General features: G+C 35.8%; 22 protein-coding genes. 8 read left to right on the top strand and 14 right to left on the bottom strand.

The annotated features are described in order from the left end of the window. Positions 1 to 28: 28 nt before the first annotated feature. Entirely contained in the window at positions 29 to 1,435 is a 1,407-nt protein-coding gene (locus LS65_RS03010) for an MATE family efflux transporter (protein WP_138129746.1), read from the top strand. Positions 1,436 to 1,522: 87 nt separating this feature from the next. Here LS65_RS03010 and LS65_RS03005 read toward each other — a convergent pair whose 3' ends face one another. The 4 genes from LS65_RS03005 to LS65_RS02990 form a co-directional block, all read right to left on the bottom strand. After that, complete coding sequence (locus LS65_RS03005) at positions 1,523 to 2,635, bottom strand: vWA domain-containing protein (protein ID WP_034362612.1); 1,113 nt, start codon at positions 2,633 to 2,635, stop codon at positions 1,523 to 1,525. An 84-nt stretch (positions 2,636 to 2,719) separates the two neighbouring features. Then, entirely contained in the window at positions 2,720 to 3,997 is a 1,278-nt protein-coding gene (locus LS65_RS03000) for an NTP/NDP exchange transporter (protein ID WP_034362614.1), read from the bottom strand. Positions 3,998 to 4,012: 15 nt separating this feature from the next. Then, positions 4,013 to 4,399 (bottom strand): MerR family transcriptional regulator, encoded by a 387-nt coding sequence (locus LS65_RS02995; RefSeq protein WP_034362616.1) that lies wholly within the window; start codon positions 4,397 to 4,399, stop codon positions 4,013 to 4,015. 65 nt (positions 4,400 to 4,464) lie between these two features. After that, a complete protein-coding gene (locus LS65_RS02990; RefSeq protein WP_138129745.1) occupies positions 4,465 to 4,644 on the bottom strand; it encodes a hypothetical protein in 180 nt (59 codons plus the stop codon). Between the two features lie 58 nt (positions 4,645 to 4,702). Between LS65_RS02990 and LS65_RS02985 the strand changes: the two genes are divergently transcribed. Genes LS65_RS02985 through LS65_RS02970 form a run of 4 tightly spaced genes read left to right on the top strand, consistent with a single transcriptional unit; the run spans position 4,703 to position 7,582 of the window. Then, positions 4,703 to 5,617, top strand: coding sequence for a DMT family transporter (locus LS65_RS02985; RefSeq protein WP_034362620.1), 915 nt, complete (start codon positions 4,703 to 4,705; stop codon positions 5,615 to 5,617). Between the two features lie 20 nt (positions 5,618 to 5,637). Then, positions 5,638 to 6,522: an aminoglycoside 6-adenylyltransferase gene (locus LS65_RS02980; protein WP_052061121.1), complete on the top strand. Its 885-nt coding sequence runs from the start codon at positions 5,638 to 5,640 to the stop codon at positions 6,520 to 6,522. Positions 6,523 to 6,572: 50 nt separating this feature from the next. Beyond that, positions 6,573 to 7,082, top strand: a complete 510-nt coding sequence (locus LS65_RS02975) for a ClbS/DfsB family four-helix bundle protein (RefSeq protein ID WP_034362623.1) — start codon at positions 6,573 to 6,575, stop codon at positions 7,080 to 7,082. A 44-nt stretch (positions 7,083 to 7,126) separates the two neighbouring features. Further along, positions 7,127 to 7,582, top strand: a complete 456-nt coding sequence (locus tag LS65_RS02970) for a DUF302 domain-containing protein (protein WP_236096600.1) — start codon at positions 7,127 to 7,129, stop codon at positions 7,580 to 7,582. Between the two features lie 12 nt (positions 7,583 to 7,594). Here the strand turns inward: LS65_RS02970 and LS65_RS10400 are convergent, their stop codons facing one another. Then, positions 7,595 to 8,233: a CatB-related O-acetyltransferase gene (locus LS65_RS10400; protein WP_034362625.1), complete on the bottom strand. Its 639-nt coding sequence runs from the start codon at positions 8,231 to 8,233 to the stop codon at positions 7,595 to 7,597. Between the two features lie 38 nt (positions 8,234 to 8,271). After that, entirely contained in the window at positions 8,272 to 9,537 is a 1,266-nt protein-coding gene (locus LS65_RS02960; protein ID WP_034362628.1) for a hypothetical protein, read from the bottom strand. 214 nt (positions 9,538 to 9,751) lie between these two features. Between LS65_RS02960 and LS65_RS02955 the strand changes: the two genes are divergently transcribed. Together LS65_RS02955 and LS65_RS02950 are read left to right on the top strand one after the other, a co-directional pair. Further along, positions 9,752 to 10,501 carry a DNA alkylation repair protein gene (locus tag LS65_RS02955; RefSeq protein WP_034362629.1) on the top strand — a complete coding sequence of 250 codons (750 nt, stop codon included), beginning with the start codon at positions 9,752 to 9,754 and terminating at the stop codon, positions 10,499 to 10,501. A gap of 39 nt (positions 10,502 to 10,540) precedes the next feature. After that, on the top strand, positions 10,541 to 11,125 hold the full coding sequence (locus tag LS65_RS02950) for a TetR/AcrR family transcriptional regulator (protein ID WP_034362631.1): 585 nt from the start codon (positions 10,541 to 10,543) through the stop codon (positions 11,123 to 11,125). A gap of 10 nt (positions 11,126 to 11,135) precedes the next feature. On the opposite strand, the gene LS65_RS02945 is transcribed toward LS65_RS02950, so the two are convergent. From LS65_RS02945 to yedE, 8 genes are all read right to left on the bottom strand, one after another. Continuing rightward, complete coding sequence (locus tag LS65_RS02945; RefSeq protein WP_034362632.1) at positions 11,136 to 11,516, bottom strand: transcriptional regulator; 381 nt, start codon at positions 11,514 to 11,516, stop codon at positions 11,136 to 11,138. 35 nt (positions 11,517 to 11,551) lie between these two features. Then, positions 11,552 to 12,952 carry a DNA double-strand break repair nuclease NurA gene (locus tag LS65_RS02940; protein ID WP_034362635.1) on the bottom strand — a complete coding sequence of 467 codons (1,401 nt, stop codon included), beginning with the start codon at positions 12,950 to 12,952 and terminating at the stop codon, positions 11,552 to 11,554. Position 12,953: 1 nt separating this feature from the next. Further along, positions 12,954 to 14,846: an ATP-binding protein gene (locus LS65_RS02935; RefSeq protein ID WP_034362637.1), complete on the bottom strand. Its 1,893-nt coding sequence runs from the start codon at positions 14,844 to 14,846 to the stop codon at positions 12,954 to 12,956. A 3-nt stretch (positions 14,847 to 14,849) separates the two neighbouring features. Continuing rightward, positions 14,850 to 16,088 carry a DNA methyltransferase gene (locus LS65_RS02930; RefSeq protein WP_236096599.1) on the bottom strand — a complete coding sequence of 413 codons (1,239 nt, stop codon included), beginning with the start codon at positions 16,086 to 16,088 and terminating at the stop codon, positions 14,850 to 14,852. Then, positions 16,085 to 16,327: a hypothetical protein gene (locus LS65_RS02925; RefSeq protein WP_034362640.1), complete on the bottom strand. Its 243-nt coding sequence runs from the start codon at positions 16,325 to 16,327 to the stop codon at positions 16,085 to 16,087. Before LS65_RS02925 ends, LS65_RS02930 begins: the two co-directional genes overlap by 4 nt. Positions 16,328 to 16,458: 131 nt before the next feature. Continuing rightward, entirely contained in the window at positions 16,459 to 17,169 is a 711-nt protein-coding gene (locus LS65_RS02920) for an endonuclease (protein WP_084707946.1), read from the bottom strand. A gap of 160 nt (positions 17,170 to 17,329) precedes the next feature. Continuing rightward, positions 17,330 to 17,572, bottom strand: a complete 243-nt coding sequence (yedF, locus tag LS65_RS02915; protein WP_026943604.1) for a sulfurtransferase-like selenium metabolism protein YedF — start codon at positions 17,570 to 17,572, stop codon at positions 17,330 to 17,332. A gap of 12 nt (positions 17,573 to 17,584) precedes the next feature. Then, positions 17,585 to 18,811: a selenium metabolism membrane protein YedE/FdhT gene (yedE, locus tag LS65_RS02910; RefSeq protein WP_034362642.1), complete on the bottom strand. Its 1,227-nt coding sequence runs from the start codon at positions 18,809 to 18,811 to the stop codon at positions 17,585 to 17,587. 278 nt (positions 18,812 to 19,089) lie between these two features. Between yedE and LS65_RS02905 the strand changes: the two genes are divergently transcribed. Next, complete coding sequence (locus tag LS65_RS02905; RefSeq protein ID WP_034362645.1) at positions 19,090 to 21,363, top strand: dynamin family protein; 2,274 nt, start codon at positions 19,090 to 19,092, stop codon at positions 21,361 to 21,363. The last annotated feature ends 13 nt before the right edge of the window (positions 21,364 to 21,376 follow it).

Raw genomic sequence — 21,376 nt, 5'->3', positions numbered from 1 at the left:
ACGCTTATAAAACACCAAAAGGGGCTTTATGAGCAAAGATTCCAAGAATATAAATTCTACAAACACTCCACAAACAAATCCCTTAAACACAAATCCTCTTGCAAAGCATTTTAACATCAAAGACTTGCTTACTTTTGCCTTGCCCTCTGTGCTGGTAATTGTGAGTATGTCTATTTTTGGCATTATTGATGGATTTTTTGTCGCAAACTATGTGGGAACTGCTGCTTTTGCAGCGGTAAATCTAATGATTCCTGTGCTGATTGGCTTTGGTGCGGTGGGTTTTATGCTTGGAGCGGGAGGCAGTGCGATTGTCGCAAAAACTTTGGGAGAGGGCAAGGCGGGATTAGCTAACACTTATTTTTCGCTTATCATCGTGTATTTTACGCTTTTTGGTGTCATTATTTCCGCTCTTGGCTTTCTTTTCACGCCCGAGATTGCTATTGCCTTAGGAAGCGAGGGTGAGCTTTTAGAATCTTGCGTGGTGTATGGGAGGATTCTCTTTGCTATCACTCCGTCTTTTATTTTGCAACAAGCCTTTTTAAGCTTCTTTTCTGTGGTGAATAAACCCAACCTTAGCTTTCAAATTAGCCTTATTGCGGGGCTTTGCAATGTCGTTTTAGATTTTGTCTTGATTGTTGTATGTGAGCTTGGAATCTTAGGTGCAGCAGTGGCTACGGCAGTAGCTTGGTTAATAGCGGGTATGTTTCCACTTGTCTATTTTATGCGTAAAAGTGAGGTAGCCCTTAGATTAGATATTTTGCAAGGATTAAAGGCTATCAAAGCGCATAGCGTGATATTGTTTCGCACTTGTATGAATGGCTCAAGCGAAATGGTCTCCCAACTCTCCCTCTCTCTTGTCAATATTCTTTACAATTACCAACTTATGCGCCTTGTGGGGCAAGATGGGATTGCTGCCTTTGGTGTGGTGATGTATTTAAACATTATCTTTTGTGCATTGTTTCGCGGGTATAGCATTGCAAGTTCTCAAACCATTAGCTTTCAATATGGGGCAGGGGACAAAAGGGAACTTGCAAGTTTGTTGCAAAAAAGTCTTGCGATTATGGCGGTATGTGGCGTGGGCGTTTTTGTCTTTTGTCAAGCTTTTGCAAAGCCTTTAAGCTACATTTTTGTAAGCTATGATGAATCTTTATTGGAGCTTACCGCGTCCGCTTGTAAAATTTATGGAATCGCCTATATTTTTATGGGGCTTAACATTTGGACAAGTGCGTTTTTTACCGCGCTGAACAATGGCGTAGTCTCTGCTATCATCGCCTTTTTGCGCACCTTTGTTTTTCAAGTGCTTTGTGTGCTTATTTTGCCTCTATTTTTAGGCATTAATGGAATCTTTGGCGCGGTGATTGTGGCTGAATTTTTAAGCTTTTTAGTGATTCTTTACTATTTAGCGACACAGCGCACTAAGTATGGCTATGTGTGACATATAAAATTTAATTCAAATCTTGCCAATGTTTAAACTCATATTTTTATCTCCACCTTACATTAGCAACTCTATAAGTCTTAGATTCTATTTTTTAGGTGGATTGTCTGGGTTATCAGGGTCATAGATTTTATGTGTTTTGCTTGGAACAATCACATTTATTTCTCTAGGATCTACATCTTTACCATTGTTGCATAATCTTAAAAGTAACTTTTTAAATTCATAAGTGCTACTTGGCTCATAGAAATTTCCACCTGTGGCAAGAGTTAGTTCTTTTAAGGCATTTAAATTTTTACTCAAAGCTAGGGTGTGGATTGTAACCCAATTTTTCTTAGAGCCGCCGCTATTTTGCACAATATTGCGATTAAGATTCTTTGTAAGATAGAGCATTTTTTCTACACTTCCCATATCATCTGGATTGCCATCGGTGATAAGAAAAATTTCTTTTTTCAATCCATTATCTTTTGTAAAATGGCTCATTGCTTGAATAAGGGCATAATTTACAAATCTTGAGTAAGACTTGAGGGCTTTTAATTTTTTAGTATTCTCGACAAACTCTTTTGTGCTAAACACATCATCATAATCTTTCACATCATAATCGCTAAAACTTACAAGTGTGATTTTGGCATAGCTCTCCTTATCTTCTTCAAGTATATGCTTAGCAATAAGGGGCGCGATGTCTTTAAACTCAAAAATATAATCTTTCATTGAATTTGCGACATTTATCACAATGGCAACCTCTTTAGCCGGTTTTGCACGAAGCTTGAGATTATAGGGTTCTTTTTCTTTATCATAATTGCTTAAAACAAGATGTTGTTTATCACAAATGCTTGTAACCTCTAAATCTGTCCCATTGAGCGTATAGGAAAAATCTCTGCTTGGGCTTGTGTAAGTGCTATTTCCACTTGCAATACCCCCTGATAGAATCCTCCCTGCAAAGCGGAGATAGCGAATTTTGTCTTGTATTTTTTGGATATTGATTTTATCTTTATCTTTTACCCAAAGCACACTAGGGTCAAAATGTGAAATCATCGCCATTTCATCGCATTTCACCCCATAAATAAGGCGAGAAAGCATTATATCAATGAGTTTTTCATCAACTTCTGGAATCTTTGCCGAAGGGTTTGCACCCAATATACTAGAGACAAAAATAGAGCAAAGTAAAGTCTTAACTAAGAGTATTTTTACTACATATTGCATTTGAAGTCCTTATTATTTTTATCCTTATTTTTTAAGGATTCTATCAATCTTTTGCTTAAAGGGATAACTATTTTTGAATGTGCATCACTCAAACTTATTTTCCTCATAATGCTTTGCTAAAATACCTCCGCAGATTCCCCATATAAAAGAAAGCAAAGCCCCGATTAATAATACACACATAATTCCTACACTCGCTAATAAGCCCTCAACTTGTGCAGAGAGTGCGTCTCCTCCACGATATACCACGGTATCTAAAAAGTTTTTTACCTTATATTTAGAATCTGCATCTAGTGGCACAAAGAGCATTTCGCGTCCGGGCTTTACCAAAGAATACTCACCTATGCGTCTTATGCTCATCACTATGGCGAGAGGCAAAAATGCCGGGTGAGTAAAACTTAAGATGATAAAACCTACACACATAAGAAACCCAAGTGTTGAGAGGAGCATTTTTATGCCAAAAAATTGTGTAATTTTAGCTGTGAAAAAGATTTGAATGATTAAAGAAAAGCTTTGCACAATTACATCAATCAATGCAAAAGCAGCAGTTCGTGCTTCACGCGTGGGGAAAACCTCCTTAACAATCCGCATTTGCTCCATATATAAGAATGTTGAGACACTTGTAAGCAACACAATAAAAGCACAAAGCATTAAAAGATATTTTGATTGGACTATGAGTTTAAAGCCGATGAAAGGATTTTTTGCCCCTATGGGTTGATTAAATTTTGTAAGAAAATGCTCCTGGATATGCAAATGCAACCCTGCTTCTTTTATCATCATATTTTTAAGCACTATCGCGCCTATGAATAAAAGAATCGAGCCAAAAATAAGAGAGCTTACCTCTAAATATGAAGCGAGAATCCCTACACTTGCTGCGCCTACTATACTTCCTAAACTCGCTCCTGCGCTAATAATCCCAAAAAGTCTTTTACTCATATCTTTATTCAAAATATCAGCAAGCAAACTCCACGCTGTGCTAAATACGCAGAGATTAAAAATACTTACCCATACATAAAAAATCTTGCAAAGCCACAAAAAAGCAGTTGTATTTGGCTTAAAATGAGTCATTGCGGCATAAAAAAGCAAGAGATTGAATGCAAAAAATATCAAAACCACATCAATATAAAATTTCTTTTTAATCTTTGAAGCAACAAACATTAGAGCTAAGGAGCAAAAAAGTGCGAGGATAAAAGTCGCTAAAAAAAGCCATTTTAGCTCTTCTTGTCCGCCTTCTAAGCCTAAAGCATCTCGCAAGGGGCGTAAAATCGCATAAGAGCTAAAAAGCATAAAGATAAACAAAAATGAATAAAGCAAAAGCTTTAATTCCTCTTGCTTGAGGCTAAAGATTCTATAAAACAAACACATTTTGCACTTTTTATACTATTTCACTAAGCATTTTGTAGGATTGACGCAATCAAGCTGTTCGTAAAATTTATGCTTTTGCTCTAAGATTCTTAGAATCTCTTGGGTTTTCTTTAAGTCCTCTTTGACAAATTCTATTTGATTTTTTACCATTTCCTTGCGCTCTGCAATCGTGCTTTCACCTTGCACATACAAATCCATATAAAGCTTGATAGTCTTTATCTCCATTTTGGTTTGCCTCAAATACTCTACCCAGCGCAAAGCATCTATATCGCTTTCACTAAAATAGCGCACATTGTTCTCATCACTTTGCAAAAAGGGAAATAATCCCTTTTTAATCCAAAATCGTATCTTTGTAGAGGGAATCCCTGTTTTGCGCTCTACCTCGATAATTGTGTAAGCCATCATTTCACCTTGATATTTTTGGTGATATTATAAAGCCTGATACCTAGTATCTGTCAAGAGGTAAATTAAAATTTCTTTGTGCCAATATCAAGCAAAATGCCTTCTGATATATCTTTAATAGAGCGTGAAATATCTGCTGTATTTTTTGGTATAAAATCAGAATTTCTATAATCCTCAAACATAGCATCAAGTTTATTTAAATCTCGAGGAATTTTATTCTCTAAAAGCCCCAAAAGTTTGTTCAAACTTGCTTTTTTCGATAAAATGCAGGGTTTGAAAATTAAAAAATAAAAGAGAAACACAATGCTTTCTAATCCTGCAAAAGGGCATTTGCTCGCTATTTTTACAATCCTCGTTTGGGGTGTTACCTTTAGTTCCACGAAGATTTTATTGCCTGATTTTGCTCCTACGGAGATTCTCTTTATTCGCTTTTTTATCGCCTATGTATTCTTAAGCCTCTTGTGCGTCAAATTACACACACAACGCATTACCTTTGTCAGCTTTTCTAATGAGATTCTCTTTATCCTTGCAGGGCTTAGCGGGGGTTGCTTGTATTTTCTTGCCGAAAATGTTGCTTTGCTCTATACAACTGCCTCAAATGCCTCGCTGCTTGTGGCTATCAATCCCTTTTTCACAGGGCTGCTCTTTGCCTTTGTCTATGGCAAAAAACTAAGTAGATTCTTTATTTTAGGCTTTTTTGTGTCATTTGTAGGGATTTTTTTAGTGATATTTCAGGGTGAATTGAGTTTGCAAATCTATCCTATCGGCGATTTGCTGTGTATCTTAGCAGGTATCATTTGGTCTGTTTATACGCTTGTTTTGGAGATGATTTTTGCGCGTTTTAAGGGGATTTCACACCTTGTGATTCTCAAAAGAATCTTTTTTTATGGGCTGCTTTTCACTCTGCCTTTTACCTTGTATCAATCAGGTATTTTGCAGGGGGATTTTCACACATTGCAGGATTTCACACGCTACACCAAAGTGAGTAATCTTGCTAACTTATTTTTTCTTGGGCTTATCGCCTCTGGATTATGCTATTTATCGTGGAATGCCTCTTTAAAACTGCTTGGCTCTCTTAAGGCAAGTGCGTATATTTATAGTGTGCCTGTCATTGGCGTGATAGCCGCGTGTGTGAGTTTGGGCGAGGTGCTAAGCGTGTATATTATTATCGGTGGAATCCTTACGCTTCTTGGACTATTTTTAAGCCAAAGGGGATAAGAAATAAAAAAGGAGAAAATATGCCTAAAGCGATACAATCCACAATGCGCGCACAAAAAGAAATTTTCGCTTGTATTTTAGATTTTGCTAAACGCACAGATTCTATTCGCGCGGTTACTTTGGAAGGCTCAAGGGCAAATCCCAATATCAAGCAAGATAAATTTTGCGATTATGATATTTCGTTTTTCTTAAGTCTTCAAAATTTAGAATCTTTAAAAAACAATGATGAGTGGCTTAAAAATTTTGGCAATATTTTAATGCTCCAAAAGCCTGAAGCTATGGAACTTTACCCACCTGATTTAAGGGAGGGTTGGTTTAGTTATTTGATGCTTTTTGATGATGGGGTGCGCATAGATTTGAGCCTTATCCCCCTAACAGACATAAAATGGTATAAGGACGATGAAAGACTAATGCGTGTTTTGCTCGATAAGGATAATCTTTTTATGCCCGTAAGTGAGCCAAGCGATAGTGCGTTTTTTGTGAAGCCTCTTACCAAACAAAGCTTTTTAGATTGTTGCAATGAATTATATTGGTTGTATGTTTGCACACACAAGGACATTTTGCGTGGCGAGATTCTGCTTGCAAATGCACATTTAGCGATGATGAGGGAGGGGCTTTTAATCTTACTTTCTTGGCGTGTGGCACTACGCCAAAATAACTTTGCTTTTTCTCTAGGCAAGGAATATAAATTTTTACCCCATTTTTTAAAGCCTAAAGAATGCAAAAAGCTCTATGAATGCTACGCACTTGGGGATTTAAAACAAGCTTCAAAAACGCTTAAAACAATGGAGAAATTCTTTGCCAAAAACGCTAAAGAGCTTATGGATTCATATTTTAAGGGTGAATTTCTTGCCTTGCCTTATCAAAAAGAGGCTTTAAAATACACAAAGATTTTAAATTCTTAAGGTATAATAACGGTGCTTTTTGTAAATTCAAGCTTTAAGGATTCTCTATTATGCCTCGCCCTACAAACAAAGCCGCTCTTTTAGAAACTGCAAAAGAGAATTTTGCTAAGCTTTTTGCGCTCATTGAAAAAATGCCTTTGCACTTGCAGGAAGCGGAACTGCCTTATAATGAGCGTGATAAAACTTTGCGTGATGTGCTGACACATTTGTATGAATGGCAGGAATTGCTGCTTACATTTGTGCAGACAAATCTTAACAAAACAAGTGATTTTGTGCCTTTTCTCCCCGCACCTTATAATTTCAAAACTTATCCCAAATATAATAGAGAGATTTTACAAAAACACCAAAGCACCCCATTACAAAAGGCAAAAGAGATGTTGCAAGAAAGCTTTACAAATTGCATTGCGTTGATAGAATCTCTGCCCCCAAAGACACTTTTTGTAAAAAAGCATTATGCTTGGTGTGGCAATACAAGTCTTGGAAGCTATTGTGTGAGCGCAACTTCAAGTCATTATGATTGGGCGATAAAGTGTGTGAAGAAAGCAATAAAAAACAAATGAGATTCTACAATCTCAAAAAATACATCAACTTAAGGAGAATGAAAATGCGATTTTTTAAAAAATATTCCTGCATCGGAGCGTTGTTTCTTTTATTTTCAAGTGGAGCTTATGCAATGGAACCTGTAAAAAGCCAATATGATTTTTCTACGACATTGACTAAAGTTAAAGATTCTATTCTTAAGCGAAATATTCCTATATTTGCCGAGTTTGATTTTACCTCTGCTGCAAAAAATGCGAAATTAGAACTTGCACCAACTAAAACCATTGTCTTTGGCAATCCTAAAGTGGGAACATTTTTAATGCAAGAGAATCCAAATATAGCTTTGGAATTGCCCCTTAAGATTTTAGTTTATCAGGACGCCTCTTACAATGTTTTTATCAAAACCACAGATATAAAGCAACTTGCAAAAGAGTATCGCATTAAGAATACTAAAGTCGTTGAGACTATTTCAAACCTCCTTGCAGAGATAGTAAAAGAATCTTCGGGTAAAGCCAAATAAACTTTTTGTTGTTTATATCCTTTTCTTTATCTCCCTTTTTACCCTTTGCAAGTCGTTGCAAGTAAGAAGCGGGATAAGGGTTTGAATCTCATCTATGCTTTTCTCCCACCATTGAAACGCAAGTAAAAGCGCAATCAGCTCCCCGTCAAATCGCTTCTTAATTTCTCTTGCGGGATTCCCCACCACAATGCTATAAGGCGCAACATCTCTTCCAACAACAGCATTTGCGCCGATAATTGCACCATCGCCAATATGCACACCGGGTAAAATCGTGGCATTTTGCCCAATCCACACATCATTGCCAATCATCGTATCACCCTTAAGAGGCAGATTTTCAGGCGTTGGAGGCGGTGCATTCCAACCCTCAAAAATATTAAAGGGGAAGGTGCTGACTGCATTCATTTGATGATTTGCGCCATTCATCACAAATTCCACACCCGCAGCGATTTGACAAAATTTACCAATGATAAGTTTATCTCCATTAAATGCGTAATGGTGGCTGATATGCCGCTCAAAATCGCTATCACTAATGTATGTAAAGTCGCCCACGATGACATTTGGATTCTGTATGATGGGCTTGACATAGCAGACATAATCCACGCCCTTGATTGGAAAAGGATTGTTTGGATTGGGAAAGATTCTATGTTTCATATTTGTCTCCTTGTGTCAAATCTTATAAGGCAGATTTATTAGTAAAAGTCTGCTATATAAGGTGTTATTTCAATCTGTGATTTATGGATATAGCCAATTTTTGTATCTTTAATCTTTTGTGCATTGGGTGGGAAATACAATACTTTTATCCATTCTTGTTCAAGCTTTGGTTCATCTTCAAAATCTAGTTTTTGCTTATAGCCAATTTGTCTTTGCCACTCGCTTATTTTATTTATACTCCAAAGCATATTTGAGAGATTGATAAGTTTAATGTTTTCTTTATCTTTTGTAAAAATTTGCGCTAGAATCTTCCCATTTGGCTTATCGCGCAGATTCACATAGTTATCCGAAGTATTAAGGGTTACTTTATAATACTTGTTATCTTCATAATCTTTCTTTTGGCTTGGATTTTCTGAAATCTTTTTAAGAATCTTAATATTCTTAATCTGTATCGAATTTCCGTCATTACAAGAAAATTTCCACGGCATTACGCTTTTAAGTTCTAGCTCTACTTCAAAGTTCACACTCCCACCAAGCCCCTCTTTATACCACTTTGGCAAAAGCGGCGCAAAAAGATTATAATAAGTTTGGTTATGTGTTAAATCAACTTCTCCAAACGCAAAAACAAGATTCTTATTATGTGGTTCAAAGGCAATATAAGGAGAAGAGCCATCATCACAAGACCCTAGTCTTGCAGGTTGCAAGTGGAAATCTTGTATAACTTTTAGCACTCCTCGCAAGACAAGAGGCTTTTTAGGGGCAAACTCACACCCTCCGCTTTCTGCAGTAACATACTGACAACTTTCTTCTCTCTCACCATTATCATCTATTCTTGTTGCTATTTTAAAATGCTTTTTCATAAAAAGGAAGTTCGCATACTCCTCTTTTTGTGAAGGGCTATTTTTGTTTATTGGAAACCAAAATACAATCTCATCGTAAAGAGAATATTCTTTTTTATATTCAAAATTTTCATATCCCATATTCGAGCCCATTCCATATTCTGCAAATAAATGTCCAAACTCTTTTGCCATAAATTTAGTGAAGAAATAAGCTGCATTAGTAACAAATCCCGGTGTTACGCAATCCTCAAAAGGTGACATTTCACACGGTATTAATGCTTCTAATTTTTGATAATCCTCAAAACTCAAATCGCGTTGCTTTGCACGAGATTCCAAGCCTTTTAATAAAGCTTTTGCTTGCGTATAATCCTTATTGTTTAATAATTCTACATTTAACCCTAGTTTGTCAAAATCAAGACCAAAAGTAAAAGTTACCAAACAAATAAAACAAAGAATTTTTTTCATTTTTTCTCCGTTTGTGCGTATGTCTAAAGCGGGATTATATCAAAAAAATCAAGGGATTATTTGGTTTTGTCTGAAGGTTCTTTTCTCTCCTCTCTTTAAAAAGTTTGATAGCCTCTTTTGCCCAATCTTTATTCTTATTTTTGTTGATTTTATCTCTTCATATTGACATACAGAATGTATGTATGTTATAGTATTATAAAATTTAGGGGGCAAAATGAAACACAAAGAGCATTATGATGATGCCTATATCGTGGAGTTATCCCAAAAGATTCTAAGTGTAATGCCAGAATTTGAAGCGCAAAAGTTTTGTGCAATGTTGCAGGGCAATTTAGAGGATAAGGAACTCTTTGCAAGATTGGATTGTATCGTAGATGCAATGGTTAAGACAATGGGAGATTATGACAAAAACATTCAAAGCTTTTTTCATCTACTTGGTGAGGAGCTAGAAAAAGCGGAGGGAATGTTTAGCTTTGGCTATTGGTTATTTCCTATTTCACGCTATGTGGAATGCTATGGCAATACAAATTGGCAGCTTTCTTTAAGCTTCATCAAAGAGCTTACCAAGCGTTTTACAGGTGAATACGCTATCCGCCCGATTCTAAGAGAACACCCAAAGGAAGTAATGGACGAACTCATTTTGTGGAGCAAGGATAGTAATGTGCATATCCGCAGACTTGCAAGCGAGGGTGTGAGAATCCACCTGCCTTGGTCGCCAAAGCTCCTTGTCGCGCTTGATGAGTTTGAAAAGTATGCGATGATTTTGACAAACTTAAAAGATGATTCGCAAAAGTTTGTGCAAAAAAGCGTGGGGAATAATCTCAATGATTTGTATAAAGAAGCACCGCTAAAAGCGCAAGCTCTCATCGCACAATGGCAACAAGGCGGGACAAGCAAGGCGTGTGAGTGGATAATCAAACACGGAGAGAGAAATCAAAATAAAAATCAACAAAAGAGAGGAAAATAAATGGCACAGAGCTTTAAGCAATTATTCTAGCGGTGTATTATGACAAACAAAGAAGCTACACGCAAAACTACCTCCGCCTTATTAAGCGTTGCGCGAGCACATTTTGCAAAATATGGATATTTTGAGGTCGCACTAGAAAAAATCGTAGAAGAAGCAAATGTAACGCGCGGGGCGGTATATCATCATTTCAAAAACAAGCAAGGGCTTTTTGTCGCTGTGCTAGAGAGTGTGCAAGAAGAAGTTGCCACGCAGATACAAAAACAAGCTTTGAAAAGTAATGAGGCGTGGGAACAACTGATATTAGGCTGTGTGGGGTTTATCAAAGCAGCAAATGCAAAGGGAAATAGGCAGATATTATTAGTTGATGCACCCGCTGTGCTTGGTTGGGAAGTGTGGAGAAGCGTTGATGCGAAGCATTCAATGAATGTATTGCAGACACATATTGAGGAACTAAAGGCACAAGGTTATCTGCGCGATAAAGTAGATACGCAGTTGATGACATTTGCGCTCTCTGGTGCGCTTAATGAACTTGCATTGCAATTTTGTGCAAACTCCAAAAAGAAGCAAGAAAAGAAACTTCTAGCTACTCTTACACAATTTGTGAGCGGGTTTAGGAAAGATTGATTTGGGAGATTTATTTTGTAGCTCTTTTGGGGGTTTTGCGTTGTTTGGGTTTTTTAGGCTTTGGAGTGGGCAGAGTGGGAGCAAGGATAAGCACGACTTCTCTTAAAGTCTCCAAAGAATCCACATCAAGGATATAAGATTCCTTTGCGCCTGCATAGGGAAAGCCAAGCGGGGTGGATTCTAAAAGGGGTTTGAGAATCTCAAATTGCTTGACAAAAAGCACCTCATCACAAAGCAAGAAAATAGGCTTAGGCACACTCTCTCCTCTATCAAGCACATAAATGCAGTATTCGCCAAACATCTTTTTAGCACTAAAGCAATAAGCCGTATCCTCTAATGCGCTGTTAAGATTCTCTAACACAAAATCCTTGAAACTCTCACTTGTAGGCATACAAACTCCTAGTTTAGAATGAATTATTGGGTAGTTTAGCATAATTTTTCTTGCGAAAAAATAGTTAATATCTTTTTACTTGGAATATTAGATAAAGAAACGAGCTTATTAACCATAGCAATAGGAATAAAAGATTTTTCATATAAATCACATTTAAGCCGAAACAATACTTCTAAAATATTGTTTAATGAGAGAAAATCTTCAATTTTTGGTTGTTTGATATAATCCTTGTATGTGATGCTTTCATCAAATGGAATCGCTACATCTAAAACAAAGGACAATTCTTTTTCTTTTCTTACGAACATCTTAATCCCAAAATAAGTATTTTCTCCAAAAACCGAAGTATTGTTTCCCGTGATGTATTTTCTCATATAATCTAAATTTGGTAAAAGAATACTTCCCAAAGGAATTTTAGATTCTATACTTTTAAGATGTTCCACAAACATGCCACTTTTGTCCAAGCCTACAAGATTAATATAGCTTATATTTTCATTCAAAGATTTTGCATAAAGAAATTGTATAAACGGACGCACAACCTTAAAAGCAAAATCATCAAGACGACTAAACAAAGCCAATGGACCATCTTTAATAAAAAGAATCTTTGGTAGCCATTGTATAGTGTTTTCTTCAAAAAGGAATCGAAACATTGAGAACATTAAAACAACTTCAAAAGCACTCATAATATAAGATTCTATCAGTGTTGCTCCATTGATTTCATCAATCAAAGTATGCAAGTCAAAACAATCTGTAATGTAGATGATATTTTCACATTTTTTATTTTTGCAACGCATAAAATTATTTTTCTCATCTAAATAATCAGGTGTTTGTTTTTGGAATATTTGTATTTCTCCGCAACAAGGACAAGCAAATTTTATAGAGCCTTTGCCCCTAGAATCTGAATCTAAATATTCTTTAAAAATAAGCCATTTAATTGTATGAATAAATGAACTTTTTTCATTTCCCTCACTCAAATAATTTTTGAGAAAAATTTCTTCATAGAGTGTTTTTCTAAATGTAGTAATAAAATCCTCATTTTTTAAACGAATATTTTGTGTGGGTATCACAAAGTTAAATCGCTCAAGATTCTCTAATTTACCTATATCGCTTGGATTGATTGTTTGTTGCCTTTCAACTGCTTTTAAATCCTCAACGCTAAACATAAGAATGCCTATATTGTAATAGCAAAGTTTTTGTGAGGGGAAATTCTCGCTGATATTTACTTCTTGGTAGCCACCGTCTATAGTTATGACACGCTCAATGCAAGAGGAAAATTTATCCTGCATATTGAGTATCGGAAAAGTAAGAGATTGTGAATCCACTTCCAAAGGTAGATTTTGTCCTATCTTTTCGCATTTTGCAAGATAATCTTTAACCTTTGGATTCTCAATAATATATTGATGATTAATTTTAGAGGCTTTTTCGTTAAAATATGCCATTTTAATCCCTTACTTCAAATTTTTGAATCTGAACAGGTACAATAAAATTATTGGAATAAGTTTTTACTCTAGCAAATCCCACATCACTATTGCGAATAATGTTTTGAGAAAAATCAGCAAAATCATAATACTTTTCTAACGCCTTAATTTCATCTTTATTGTTAAGATGAGAAATGAACCAATTCTGCGTATTTTTTAAAATACTTGGAGCGATAGAACTGACTTCTTGAGTAGAGTAACTAATGCCAATTTTAAGCTTTGCTCCCTCTTTTGCCAAACGATTATAAATATTTTTTAAATCTTTATCATCTTTTGGAAAAATATTATGTGCTTCTTCAAAATACATTTGGATAAATTCGGGTTCTTCATCATTAGTGAATTTTTCCATAGATTTGGCAAATATATGGGAGCAAAGCCTATCAATATATTTTTGCTGTGTTTCGGTTGAAGCAGTAGATAAATCTACTAAAATAATTTTTCCCTCACGCAATGCAGAATCTATATCTTTTTTATAGTCATTACCTCCTTTTAAAGAATGTAGTTTGTTAAAATTAAGTAAAGAATTAAACCCTGCCCCCTGTCTTTTAAAAAGCATATTATATAAAGATTCATAATCGCTATCCCAATATTTTTCTCCACTTGAAGATTGTCCTTTTTTTAAAGATTCTTCAGCTTTTTCAAACCATTCCATAGCTTCTCTAATTGTGAATCCATTTTTTGGTATAGGAAATCCATCAATACCAGAAAAAAATAATTTATAATTTTCAGCAATAGAAAATTTTGCATTAAATAATATACATTTATATAAAGCAATTTTTCTCAATCTGTTTCTTTCTTTAGAACTATATTTGTCTCCAATATCAAACAAAGAAACATTTCTAAAGGCATCAATATATTTTGTCCCTCCCATATTATTTTCCAACTCATCACACAGCAAGTTAAAGGATTCTTCCAAAGTTTCATCATTATAAAAATTATACTGCACCGCTCTAACATCTGGGTGCTGTTGGGATTTTTTAAGCGAAGTACTAAAGCGAATGACTCTTTGTTTGAATCTATCATAGATTGAGCCTTCATCTTGTCTATTGCTAAAAGTATATTCACCATTAACATCAAAAATAATTTGCCCTATTTTTCTCTCTTGTTTTACATTGAGATTCTCAATAGCACTGATAATAATCTTGATTGTATTAGACTTACCTGTTCTTGTCATTCCAAAAAAGGCTGTGCGTCTTGCAACTATATCATTTGTCCTTAAGAAAACATCTGGAGCATAGTTTTTATCTTCATCATAAGATTGGCTAGAAGCATATCTTAGGATTCCTATCTTTTCTTGTGTTTCGTTATTGCTAGATTCTGTATTCTCATTTACAATGATTTGTAGTTGCTGTTTTTGAGGCTTATACACTCTATAATTATGCGCTCCTAAGAAATTTTCTATATCTGTTCCAAAGATTAATTTTTTATCTTTATTTAAAAAGAATGTCCCTAGAACCCTACAAGATAAGCCCGAGAATTGATAAAAATATTTTGTATAAATATCAGGGTCTGTGTTTGCTCTATTTTCTTTTTTTGAAATATAAGAATCTGTCATACTTTGGATAATCTCTTTCTTTTGTGGAATTTCGCAAACTCCAATCACTCTAAGCAAAATAGCCTCTGTTTGGTTTTGTCTTAATTCATTATTATAGATTGCAACCAATAAGCAACCGTGAGGCAAACCTTTAACGGAATTCTTATCAAAATCATTGACTAAGATTTTGGCTTCTTCGTAATCCAAATCATACAAACTCCCAACAAAATTTTCCTCTTTTTTAATCTCCTCAAAAAAATTTATTTTTGCTTCTCTTAACTCTCTTTGAGATTGTTCCGAAAATAAATCTGTAATTCCCATTGCCTACTCCTTTTGCAAAACTAAGATTCTATCAATTTTTGTTGCCTTGCCTTTTTTTGCACCCCAAATTCTTGTTACTTTTTTTTCTTTATCATTGGCAATGACATCTTCGGCAATGTGTTTAAGTCGTAATTTGCACCCACCATTATTTTGTATGTAATCCCAAGTGTCTTTTGCAAGGTTGCGCTTGTCAATATCTCCAATAACAACAAAAGCATAGGATTTTGGCTTCAAAATTTTTTCCCAACTTTTGAAGAGTTCTTGCATATATTTAGCATAATTTTCAAATGCTAAATTATCTTTTAAACCTTTAATTTTTTGCATATTATGATAAATACTTACATTCTTATCTACTTCTTTTACTTCCTTATTGAGCAACCAAAGCCTAATCCAATTATATTTACCATAATTAATGTTTTTTAAGTATGGAGGGGAAGTAATAATGAGTTGGACACTATTTTCTCCATATTTTTTAATGATTTTTTTTGTGCTTTTGATTGCATCTTTATTAAAGCAATCACCTTTTTGATAAGAATCTAAACTTTGAAATTCTTTTGTTTGATTTTGAAATAAATGCTCAATGCGTTGTTGTAAAAGTTCAAAAACATTTTGTTTTATTTTTTTAAGATGATGTTTGGCAATGAAATTACGGATATAATTAGGCGACATACTAAAAGTATTAGGCATATCAATGCTACAATAAATTGAAGTCCCATCTTTTCTATGTTTGCCGTGCATAATTCCTGTTAAAACTGCAAGAATAAAATTATCAATCTTTCTATTTTTATTTAAATTATTTTTTAGATATACAAGTTGTGGCAAGGTTTCGCTTTCTTCATAAAGCATTTTAATATCATTTGGAATATCATTAATTTGCTTATCTGTAATAGGTGCTTCTACAAAGTTTTGCTCTAACGCTTGAAGTCTCTTTAATATATTACACTTCTTTGGAATATCAACTTTACTTTTTGTTAAACATACTGCAAGAGGATTTAAGTCGTTTCCTATACCCTTTCTTCCCATTCTGCAAGCTTCAAATGGTGTCGTCCCTCTCCCAGAAAATGGGTCAAAAATCAAATCTCCTTCTTGAGAATATTTTTTAATAAAATAATAGGGAAGATTAGGTGGAAACATCGCTAAATAGGCTGTTATTTTATGGAATCTTGAGAAATTATTATGGGAGTATTGTTTATACTCATCTGTATTTATTTTGTCTTTTACTAGTGCATAATTCTTACTCACAGATTTTGAACTCCTTGATTTAAGACTACCATACAATAATTATGGCTTATTCTTAAAGATTCTATGATTTCTCCCTCATCTTTTGCGTGGAATGAACCTTGTAAATGCGCACTTAAAAAGGCTTGGGTTGAGCGAATATCAAAAATAGAGAAATAGGACAATCCTTTTTCTTGCAACAAAGAAAGTGATAAACTTTTTAGATGATATTTCTCATTTTTTTGCGCCTCCAAAAAGTGCATTATAGCATTAATTGCCTAAATTACGCATATTCTAGTGGCATTTCACTGCTTGATAGCTTTTGTAGATTCTTTCTAACTTTAGTAACTAAGTTTTGTATTCAAATCTTTCTATATAGCTACATTAGAACATCTTAAGGTTGTGTTTGTTGGGTGCGCAAAAGCTCCTTTTCATATTCACTCGGTGGATAGAGTTTATCCCACTGCTGCATTAATGCTCTCTCTTTAGATTCAAGCACAATGCCATATTTTTCGCTCATATAAAGATACACTCGTGCGATAAAACCTTTTGAATAAACTGCAGGATAGAATCTTTTTGCTTTAAAATCGGTATAGACCTCACACGCACCATATTGCGAAAAGACAATCTCTTCAGGAGCGTCTGCATACTCATAATTGCTCCTATCAGCATTAATCTCACCAATAGCAGGAACGAGATTGCGTAAATCTGATTCCATTTGGGTAAATTTTTTATCTTTTGCACAGGCTTTGCGTCCACCATTTTGCCAACACGGCAAATCTTTTCCAAAACGATGAGCGGGCATAATATGCTCAAATTCAATTCTTTGTGCGCGAATATTGGGTTTGCCTTGCTTTGTAAGTGCATTGCGTGGGGTGTATTTAGGAGAGGGAATAATTTTAAGGGTGGTTGTGTCAAACTCTACGCGACAATAAAATTCTTGCGTGAAATGATATTTTTGATACGCCTTTTTAAGAGCGGATTTACTTTGAATGAAAGTTTTTGGAGCAGGAGTAGATTCTACAAAAGCAGGACTAGGAGTTGAACAGCCATATATAAAGAAAATTAAGCCTATAAAAGCAAGAATCTGCAAAATTTTGCTCATAATAAATCCTTTTTTACTCCTTGCAACCTTTTAAACCACACAAACAAGGCTTGAAGCGAACGTAAGATTTGCTTTGTCCATTAGATAGATTCTATGATTTCAATATTTGAAAGTCTATGTATGTCATTATGGCACAATATATACAATTTTCTAAAGATTCTTAAGGCTTCTTAATCAAATACCTTATCGTGGCTCCTAGCTGCTCTACTCCTAACACTTCATAGCCGTGATTTTTCGCATCAATGGGGATATTATTAATGCTTTGGGGGCAATCGCTTAGCACCTCCAAAATCTCGCCACTTTTAAGCTCGGGCAAAACCTCCAGAGTTCTTACCGCAGGGTAAGGGCAAGGCTCACCCTGCAAGTCCAATCTAAAATTTGGGATAATTTCTTGTTGTTTCATTCTTTCACTCCTTTAAGCGCGTTCAAATCGTTTATTTTTCGCAAAATATTGCCGCTCAATCCATAGCACAAAGGCAAGGAATGTAAAAAGCAGCACATAGCTTACCACCAAGCCACCATAATTGCCAAAGGATTCTAAAAGATTGATTTTAGGGAAGCTTGTCGCAAGTGGCTCTGCATAATAATCCCAAGTCGCCGCTAGAAGCGTAGAACCAATGACATTACCAACACCTACAATCCAATAATGCACCTGCCCCTCAACTGCACGATACATCCAACCACATTCACAACCCCCCGCAATCACGATTCCAAAGCCAAAGAGTAATCCACCAATCACCGCATTGGGTGCAGCCCACATAATTTTAGGCGGAAGTCCTAGCATAATATAGCTAAACACACCAATAGTGGAGACCATCATTCCCACAATCACCGCTCTTGCCATATATCCGCGTCCTGTGATGAATAAATCCCTAAAGGCAGAGGTAAAGCAAATCTGTGCGCGTGAAATAATAAAGCCAAAGCCCACACCAAATAGCATAGCAATCGCCAAAACAGGAATCTTCTTACCCTCTGGAATCTTACCTTGCGTCATTAGATAAGCCACCCAAATGCCCACTCCAAGTAGCACCAAAACACCAAGCGCAAAAAGCATTTTTTCCCGACTTTGATTTTCTTTGCTAGTTCCAATGTCTTTTTGTGAGCTGACTTTCTCTAGCTTTGTATGGGAGCGAAAGAACGGGAGCAAAACGACCTTTGTGCCTAGCCAAACGCCCACAAGCGTCATAATCGTAAAAAACCACGCGTGTAAGCTAAATTGTGGAATCCCTGTAAAGAAACTCGCCAAATTACAACCCATACCAATCCTCGCACCAAATCCTGCGATAATCCCACCGATAAGGGCTTGAGCGATTCTAATATTGCTTTGAGGCAAACGAAACTTGATATTATTTGCCATTGCCGCAGCGGCAAACGCCCCTGCAAACATTCCAATAATCATCACGCCATCTACCCTATCTAGCGGAGTTCCTTGCAAACCTAGAATCTTAAAATAACCCCAAGTGCTTGTATCCACACCCAAAAGATTCATAATGTGTCCGCCCCAACGCGTAAATTCACCTGTAACAGCCCAATAAGTCCCAGTCAAACCAAAATAATAAGCCGCCATTACGCCAAGTGCGATAATCGCAGGCATAGGCGACCAAAATTTGACTAGGAATCTTTGCTTGAAATCCTCAAACATAACATTCCCCAAAATAACAAAATAAAATTAGAGTGCGTAAGAAAAAGAAGTATGATGCGTCTCTAATGTAATGCTTTACACGAAAGCCTTGTTTGAAAAGGAGATTATTGTAAAACAAAGCAACTAAATCAAAGCTTAAATAAACCAATGCCTAACATAAAACCTATAATTATCTTTTTATTTAACTTTTTAGCATTTTAATGTAAAATTACAATGCGTCCTTAGTGTTTAAAAGCTTAAACTCACACACCTTAAGCAGAAAATGGAGAGAAGAAACTATGTCAATACTACAGCAATACTTCCGCACTTTTCATCAATTACCCCCGCCAAGTCAGCAAACCTCTATGATAATCACTCATCAATCTTTAGAATCTCTAAGCATTCTTTTATGCGCTAAAGAACGCAATTTGCCTATTTTTGCCCGTTGTCCTAGTTTTATGAATCTCCTCCCAGAATCTCTACGCGCTCCTATGCTCCAAGAATCCCAACTCCTTGATTCTGTCCTTGATATACAAGCACATATCGTGAGAGAAAATCCATATATTTTTGATGAGCTTCTCCCTTATTTTGCAAAACTCAATCTTGCCTCCGTAATAGATGATGATGAATTTGCACTCCTTAGCTCACTCAAAGCCTATGCACTTAAGCACGATATCTCCCTTACACATTCACAGCCCAAACCTCATATTACAAATTTACAAACTTTGCGTGAGGAACTTTATAAAATTCACTCAAATCTTACGCCTCTTCTTTTAGAATCTACCCAAAACGCACTTATTCGCATAAGACAAAAACTTGAAGATGGTCGCTTATGTATTGGCGTTACCGGTGTGCTAAGCGCAGGGAAATCTACCTTTTTAAATGCACTTTTAGGGCAAGAAATTTTAGGAAGCTCAAATGTGCCTGAAACAGCAAATCTCACTATCTTGCGCTATGGGGAGCAGACAGGAGCAAGAGTGCATTTTTGGAGCAAAGAGCAATGGACAGACTTATGCACTCAAGGCGAATATGATGAGAATCTCAAAATTTTTGTGCAAGAGTGTGAGGCACATTTTGGCAAGGAGCTAGAATCTTTTATCACAGAGCCTCACTCCACAAAAGACATACAAGCAAACGAACTTAGTGCTTATACTTCTGCAAATCATACAAGCAAACTCTGTAACCTTATCCAAAAAGTCGAGCTTTTCACACCTTTAGCATTTCTACAAAATGGTGTAGAAATAGTCGATACTCCCGGACTTGATGACCCTATCACAAAACGCGAGGACATTACGCGTAGCTTTTTAGAGCATTGTGATATGCTAATCCACGTGATGAATGCAAGTTGTGCGGCGACACAAAAAGATATTGATTTTATTTTAGAATCTTTGCTTGAACAAAACATCTCACGATTGCTTGTTGTGCTTACACGCATTGATTTGCTTAGTCAAGAAGAACTAAATTCTTCACTAGAATACACCAAATCAAGCCTTGCTAAGCAACTTAAAGGTGCAGATTATAAAGGTGATATTGCTTCGCTTATTTCACGCATTGATTTTCTCCCTCTTGCAGGATATGCCGCGCTTTTACACCGCACCAAGGGTGATATAAGCCAAACACACCTAAGTCTAGAGCAAAGTGGGATTATCAGTATAGAATCTTATCTACATAAAATGCTTTTAGGAGATGATAGCCTCAAGGCTAAAGATATGCTTTACCTTGCCTATAAGGCGACTTACAAAATCGCTCAAGAGCAAGAGGAAATTTTGCGTTTGCAGACAAGTCTGCTTCACGCGAGCAATGAAGAACTAGAAGCAATTATCACTCAAGAGAGAGCACATAATGACACCCTTTTACGTGAATTAAAATCTTTAGAATCGACACTTTCTGCCCTTCATAATGAACTCAAAGATTTTCTCCACACACTACAAACCCTAAGTGCAAATACCCTCTCAAAAGCTGCTACACTTATTAAAGACAAGATTTTTGATGATATTATATATGACTATAAACGTGGAGCAAAAACAGAATCCCAAAATGTGCATAAAATGATAGAACTTGCTTTAAAAGATTGTTTTGCGGATATTGGGAGGGAATATCGCTATAAGCTTAGCAAAAAAATCACACAACTTAAAGGTGCAATTGCCTCGACAGAGGAGGAAGCAAAGATTCCTGCTATTCATTTTCAACTTAAAAATAGCGATATAGCACCAATTATGCAACCCTTGCTTACCACGCTTCCTTCACTTATTAAATCTGCAAGCAAGGAAGATAACCTAAGAACTTCTCTTGAAGATGCTTTCAGTATGCTTTTTAGCGCATTTGCCACATTGATAGATTCTAAAAATCAAGAGATTAGTGCAATTTTCCTTACACATTTTGATAGTATCACGCAATCTTATAAAGCACATATAGAATCTAAAATTGCACAAAAAGAACAAAGCTTACAAGAAGCTATGCAAAGACGCACACAAAACAGCCAAAGCATACAAAAAGAAGAACTTGATACGCAATATAATGATATTTTAAGCATTATTGATACTTTAAAAGCACATTTACAAAGTCTAGAATAGTAAAGGAAAAGGA

It is taken from the genome of Helicobacter japonicus, from assembly GCF_000762845.2.
Lineage (GTDB): Bacteria > Campylobacterota > Campylobacteria > Campylobacterales > Helicobacteraceae > Helicobacter_C > Helicobacter_C japonicus.
Note: the sequence above shows the minus strand (reverse complement) of the source record. Positions and strands in the feature narration are given on the sequence as shown.

Coding starts and splice junctions, on each gene's coding strand:
- LS65_RS02920 (WP_084707946.1), bottom strand. CDS start 17,169: ATGAGCAAAATTTTGCAGATTCTTGCTTTTATAGGCTTAATTTTCTTT.
- LS65_RS02985 (WP_034362620.1), top strand. CDS start 4,703: ATGCTTTCTAATCCTGCAAAAGGGCATTTGCTCGCTATTTTTACAATC.
- LS65_RS02970 (WP_236096600.1), top strand. CDS start 7,127: ATGCGATTTTTTAAAAAATATTCCTGCATCGGAGCGTTGTTTCTTTTA.
- LS65_RS02925 (WP_034362640.1), bottom strand. CDS start 16,327: ATGCACTTTTTGGAGGCGCAAAAAAATGAGAAATATCATCTAAAAAGT.
- LS65_RS03000 (WP_034362614.1), bottom strand. CDS start 3,997: ATGTGTTTGTTTTATAGAATCTTTAGCCTCAAGCAAGAGGAATTAAAG.
- LS65_RS03005 (WP_034362612.1), bottom strand. CDS start 2,635: ATGCAATATGTAGTAAAAATACTCTTAGTTAAGACTTTACTTTGCTCT.
- yedF (WP_026943604.1), bottom strand. CDS start 17,572: ATGAAACAACAAGAAATTATCCCAAATTTTAGATTGGACTTGCAGGGT.
- LS65_RS02945 (WP_034362632.1), bottom strand. CDS start 11,516: ATGCCTACAAGTGAGAGTTTCAAGGATTTTGTGTTAGAGAATCTTAAC.
- LS65_RS02995 (WP_034362616.1), bottom strand. CDS start 4,399: ATGGCTTACACAATTATCGAGGTAGAGCGCAAAACAGGGATTCCCTCT.
- LS65_RS02905 (WP_034362645.1), top strand. CDS start 19,090: ATGTCAATACTACAGCAATACTTCCGCACTTTTCATCAATTACCCCCG.
- yedE (WP_034362642.1), bottom strand. CDS start 18,811: ATGTTTGAGGATTTCAAGCAAAGATTCCTAGTCAAATTTTGGTCGCCT.
- LS65_RS02960 (WP_034362628.1), bottom strand. CDS start 9,537: ATGAAAAAAATTCTTTGTTTTATTTGTTTGGTAACTTTTACTTTTGGT.
- LS65_RS02975 (WP_034362623.1), top strand. CDS start 6,573: ATGCCTCGCCCTACAAACAAAGCCGCTCTTTTAGAAACTGCAAAAGAG.
- LS65_RS10400 (WP_034362625.1), bottom strand. CDS start 8,233: ATGAAACATAGAATCTTTCCCAATCCAAACAATCCTTTTCCAATCAAG.
- LS65_RS02950 (WP_034362631.1), top strand. CDS start 10,541: ATGACAAACAAAGAAGCTACACGCAAAACTACCTCCGCCTTATTAAGC.
- LS65_RS02940 (WP_034362635.1), bottom strand. CDS start 12,952: ATGGCATATTTTAACGAAAAAGCCTCTAAAATTAATCATCAATATATT.
- LS65_RS02955 (WP_034362629.1), top strand. CDS start 9,752: ATGAAACACAAAGAGCATTATGATGATGCCTATATCGTGGAGTTATCC.
- LS65_RS03010 (WP_138129746.1), top strand. CDS start 29: ATGAGCAAAGATTCCAAGAATATAAATTCTACAAACACTCCACAAACA.
- LS65_RS02980 (WP_052061121.1), top strand. CDS start 5,638: ATGCCTAAAGCGATACAATCCACAATGCGCGCACAAAAAGAAATTTTC.
- LS65_RS02935 (WP_034362637.1), bottom strand. CDS start 14,846: ATGGGAATTACAGATTTATTTTCGGAACAATCTCAAAGAGAGTTAAGA.